The sequence below is a fragment of the Candidatus Hydrogenedentota bacterium genome (assembly GCA_012523015.1).
GTDB lineage: Bacteria > Hydrogenedentota > Hydrogenedentia > Hydrogenedentales > CAITNO01 > JAAYBJ01.
On sequence record JAAYJI010000049.1, the window covers coordinates 1 to 5,122 of the forward strand.

Here is a 5,122-nt window from a genome sequence, read left to right on the forward strand (position 1 = left end):
CCCCAGCGCTTGCAAACCTGCCGCTAATGTGGTGACATAACGTACCTGTCCGCCACCTTGCAAGTGGGGATCTGTCAATAGTATGTGATAGCCGGATGTACTCATAGGTAGATTTCAAAAATAAGTTAAGGTGCTGCGCAGTGTCACGGCGCCGATGATTAGGTATTGGCCGTGTCAGTTTGTGTTTCAGAAGATTCGGTTTTATCTTCATTTCCAGGGGGCGTATTCTCTTTAACATGGTTTTGCAGTAAGGTTTCTATCTGCAAATTTGCCTCGTCCATCCCATCCATGGCATGCATCAACTCATTTTCTATTTCAGAAAATTCTTCCGAATGGGTAATACTAATTTTGTCTTTCCGAGACATGGATATTATCTTTCTATTACAACGAAAGTATTGAAGGGGCGCATTTATCGAACCAGCAGTACCGGACAAGGCGCATGGTTGATCGTGTAGGAAGTCGTGCTCCCCAAAACCAATTCACGTAGTTTATTATGGCCGTATGCACCCATGATAATAAGAGCGGCATTACAACTTTTTGCAAATGAAACAATTTCTGCGCCGGGATCGCCCTGCCGACAGCTGTAATCCACATCAAGCTCCCTATTTTGCAAATAACTTTGCGCCGCCTCTAAAAGTTCACAATTTTCCGGCGTGTCTACTACGAGCACGCGGATTTTATTTTTATGCTGAGCCGCAAAAAGAGCACCGGCACGCAAGGCTTTTTTCGCCTGCGCCGATCCATCATAGGGAAGAACCACGTCCCCATCACACAATACATCATGACCCGTAATAAGAACAGGTACTGACGCACGGCGCACCACCGCTTCCACCGTGGAGCCTATCAATCCTTCCAAAAATTTGTTGTGTTCACCGGCACGGCCCATAACAATCAAATCTGCCAGTTCAGCATTTTCGCAAATCACCCGTGGAACAATGCCGGTCTGCTGGAGGGTTTTACACGCGACACCCAATTCTTCACACAAGCTTTCAGCATGAGACAAGGCATTTTTTCCCCGCTCATCCAACAACAAGGCTATATTCCCCTGATAATTGACATAGGGAGCGGCACCTAATGAGGCGGTCAAATCTCGGAGGAAAGGTCCTTCTAAAAGCTTGATGTCCGTTACATAGAGTACGACCAAAGAGGCATTTTGTGCTTTGGCAATGGTTACAGCACAACGAACGCCGATTTCAGCGGATTCGCTGCCATCCGTCGTAACGAGGATACGTTTAATCATGGCTGCACCTTTCACGATGTCCTATTGTTTTGGGAAATCAATAGCCCAACAACAGTTTTATAGTGTCTGCATCCTGTTCGGAACGGATCACTACAGTTCCAAAGAGCCTTTGGTAGAAGGTATGCCTTTTACGCGAGGATCCATTTGGAAGGCTTGGCGTAGAGAACGGCCAAAGGCCTTAAACAATCCTTCCAAACAGTGATGCAAATTCTTTCCATAACGTAATTCCAAGTGCAGCGTGAGGCGACCGTTAACCGCCACGGCCCTAAAGAACTCTTCGCCCAGTTCCATATCAAAACCGCCCGGACTGCCTTGCGGCAATTGACCGCGGAATTCGAGAAAGGGGCGACCGGAAAAATCAACGGTGGCTTCCGCTAAAGTCTCATCCATAGGGATAACAGCATGACCATAGCGCGTTAATCCCACCGGCTCTCCCACAGCTTGGATGAACGCTTGTCCGAGGCAGATGCCTACATCTTCGACAGTATGATGTAGATCGACATGAACATCACCCTCAGCGCGTACATATAAATCAAAAAGACCGTGTTTTGCTATATGCTCTAACATATGATCAAAAAAACCGGAGCCCGTTTGAATGTCTGACGTACCGGTACCGTCTAGGTCGATTTTTATTTCAATTTTCGTTTCGTTCGTGGATCGCGTAATGACCGCTTTTCGTTTTGAAGATAACGTCATAATAATTCGTTCTAGTCCTTTTATTTTCCTACCAATAGTCTGTCGGAAAGGAAGTGGGGGAGTTCCACTTCCAACACCCGTTTACTTGCCCGCTCCACATCATAACGTACCCGCACCAACTCAAAAGTCAATTGGCCGGCATCAAAGATGCCGAAGGAAGCGGCAGGATTTTGATCGCGCGGCTGACCAACGGAACCGGGATTAATGAAATAATACTTCTCAGGATCCAATTGAATTTCTTCTCGGTCGTGGAGAACTCTATTGCTTTTCTCAGAGAAAAACGCCGGCGTATGGGTATGACCTACGAAACATAGGGAGCAATTTTGCTCTTCCATAAAATATAAGTGGGGGAGAACATCTTCCCACGAAAAAAGATAGACATTATGGTTTTTAGGTGCACCGTGAACGGCAACAAAAGAACCATAATTTAAGGTATCGGGAAGGCTGCGAAGCCATTCCCGCGAGTCCTCATCCAGATGCTCGCGGGTCCACATGATCGCGCTTAACGCCAAGGGATTAAAGCCCCAAGGCTCTTCAAGTCCGCAGGCAACGGAATCATGGTTACCCAGAATCGTTTGTATCTTTTTCTCTTTTAATAATGAGATACAAGCATTAGGTTCTGCGTTGTATCCCACCACGTCTCCGAGGCATATAATTTCATCAATACGGAGGCTCTCAATTGCATCAAATACGGCTTCCAGAGCATCAATATTGGAATGTATGTCGGATAAAATTGCATATCGCACAATAATAAGCTCCTACATGTCAAGGTCAAACTCAATTATAACAGACATGCATGTTGTTTTTTTCGAATTACTTGGAATCAAAGAAAAATAACCCTGAAATAACAGATGACAAGATTATCAATTGAGTGACGAAAGAAATAATGACGTCTATAAATAAGGTTTATTGACCGCTGTGTTCTTCTTTTGATTCGCAATTTCGTAAGGGCTTGGAAATGACTTCCAACCCCAAAGGTCACACTATTTTGCACATATGAAACAGTCATAATCAAATGAATCCGGAAAATAGCGCTCTATAAATGTACAACAAATATGTCTTAACCGTTACGCGGACGATTCGATAAATGTTTAAGATGATAGAGCAGCGCCTGTGCTTCACGAGGTGACAGGGCGTCCGGATCTATTGATTCCAATTCCTTTTCCACCTGACTAGGTTCGTTGTCCATGGACGGCGCGAAGAGGAACATTTGCTGCTCAGGAACTATAGATTCGCTCGTCGCTTGCCCCCCCGATTCTAAAGAAAGAAGAATTTCCCTGGCCCGTTTCAAAACACGCTGAGGCAAGCCGGCCAGCTTTGCCACTTGAATCCCATAACTGTGATCCGCGCCGCCGTCCACAACCCGATACAAGAAAACAATAGTATCCTGCCAGTCACGTACAGAGATGGTAATGTTCTTTGCATGTTCCAATTTCTCGCCCAACTCGGTAAGCTCATGATAATGGGTGGCAAAGAGCGTGCGCGCACGGATCGTATCGTGAATATGTTCCGCCACGGACCACGCGATACTGATGCCGTCATAAGTAGACGTGCCACGGCCAATTTCGTCGAGTACCAAGAGACTTTTTTCTGTGGCAGTATTGAGGATGGCCGCTGTTTCTATCATCTCCACCATAAAGGTACTTTCGCCGCGCACCAGATTATCCGACGCGCCGACACGTGTGAAAATTCGGTCGACTACGCCCATGACTGCTTCAGAAGCAGGTATATAAGTGCCGATTTGCGCCATCAAGCAAAGTAAAGCGACCTGACGCAGGTAGGTAGATTTGCCCGCCATATTAGGACCGGTCATAATCAGCACCCGAGCCCCGTCAACTTCCATGTGGGTGTCGTTAGGCACAAATTCACCGGGCCGCGTGACAGCTTCAACGACGGGATGGCGCCCCTCCTTGATATGGATCTCTCCGGAATCATTCATTACAGGGCGGCAATAATCGTTGGTAACAGCCACCTCCGCAAAAGTTGCTAATACGTCCAACACAGCCAATATATCGGCTGTTCGGCGGATACGCACAGCCTCTTTGGCGACTTCCGTACGAACAGCCACAAATAGATCCCGTTCTATACTTTCCATTTTCTCACGGGCAGTCAGTATTTCTTCTTCGCGCTTTTTGAGGGCAGGCGTGACAAAACGTTCCGCATTGGCCAACGTTTGCTTGCGCTCATAGTCCTCCGGCGCCGATTGGGACTGGGCACGGCTGATTTCGATGTAATACCCAAAAACACGGTTGTAGCCCACCTTTAATTTTTGAATTCCCGTCCGCTCTCGTTCTTCTTGTTGTAGGGCAGCTATCCAGTTTACGCCGCCGCGAACCAGTTCGCGCAAATGATCCAATTGCGCATCGTAGCCTTCGCGTATTAAATTCCCTTCGTTTAAGGTAGGGGGCGGTTCATCTACAATAGCTCGGGCAATGACGGCGGCAATATCTTCTAATTTGTCCAGATTTTCATAAAGCCCCTTTAACATTCCGCTATTCACTTTATCGAGTGCCGTTGCAATAGCGGGAATACGTTCTAGAGCGACTCCGAGGGCTTTAACATCGCGAGCATTACCGGTACTCGCAGTGATACGACCGAGAAGACGTTCAATGTCGGGCAGTCCCTTCATCTCTTCCCTTAAGGTCATGCGCAAGCTGATGTTTTCGTAAAACTCCGTTACGGCATCCAGTCTTTCGGTTATTTTCGATACCTGCGAGAGAGGATGTAAAATCCAGTTCCGGAGTTTGCGTTCCCCCATACCCGTGAGACTTTTATCTAAAACGCCCAATAAAGAACCTCGTTTCGATTGATCGCTCATGGTCGCTGTCAGCTCAAGATTACGCTGCGTATTGCTGTCCAAAGCGACATAAGCAGAAGGCTCAAAGTGGCGCGGCAGATCTAAATGGGGAACAGAATCCCGTTGTGTTTCATGAATATAACCCAAGACGGCGCCGGCACTCGTCAACGCTAATTCGCTTGTTTCCAAAGCCCCCAAGCCTTTTAACGTGCTTAACCGAAATGTGTTCATTACCAATGTGCGCGCATCGTCTGGATCAAAAGCAGTCGGGCTGCGGTGTGTAAAAACCATATTCGGAAAACGTTTTTTGAGGCTATTCATAAAATTGGAATCTGCCTCTTCCGAAACTAGGGTCTCCACCGGGGAAAGCCGTGCGATCTCATCAAATA

5 protein-coding genes are annotated in these 5,122 nt (G+C 47.1%); all 5 read right to left on the reverse strand.

The features are described from left to right. Nucleotides 1-158: 158 nt before the first annotated feature. The gene (locus GX117_02125) at nucleotides 159-365 is read right to left on the reverse strand and encodes a hypothetical protein (GenBank protein NLO32145.1); all 207 of its coding nucleotides are present in this window, start codon (nucleotides 363-365) and stop codon (nucleotides 159-161) included. Nucleotides 366-409: 44 nt separating this feature from the next. Continuing rightward, nucleotides 410-1,240, reverse strand: a complete 831-nt coding sequence (locus GX117_02130; protein ID NLO32146.1) for a universal stress protein — start codon at nucleotides 1,238-1,240, stop codon at nucleotides 410-412. A gap of 90 nt (nucleotides 1,241-1,330) precedes the next feature. Continuing rightward, on the reverse strand, nucleotides 1,331-1,936 hold the full coding sequence (hisB, locus tag GX117_02135) for an imidazoleglycerol-phosphate dehydratase HisB (GenBank protein ID NLO32147.1): 606 nt from the start codon (nucleotides 1,934-1,936) through the stop codon (nucleotides 1,331-1,333). 20 nt (nucleotides 1,937-1,956) lie between these two features. Next, entirely contained in the window at nucleotides 1,957-2,682 is a 726-nt protein-coding gene (locus tag GX117_02140) for a metallophosphoesterase family protein (protein ID NLO32148.1), read from the reverse strand. A gap of 314 nt (nucleotides 2,683-2,996) precedes the next feature. Further along, on the reverse strand, nucleotides 2,997-5,122 hold a 2,126-nt coding region (gene mutS, locus GX117_02145), incomplete at its 5' end, for a DNA mismatch repair protein MutS (protein NLO32149.1).

Bases quoted from the DNA above. Each gene is read 5' to 3' on its own strand.
- GX117_02125 (NLO32145.1), bottom strand. From the start codon at position 365: ATGTCTCGGAAAGACAAAATTAGTATTACCCATTCGGAAGAATTTTCT.
- GX117_02130 (NLO32146.1), bottom strand. From the start codon at position 1,240: ATGATTAAACGTATCCTCGTTACGACGGATGGCAGCGAATCCGCTGAA.
- hisB (NLO32147.1), bottom strand. From the start codon at position 1,936: ATGACGTTATCTTCAAAACGAAAAGCGGTCATTACGCGATCCACGAAC.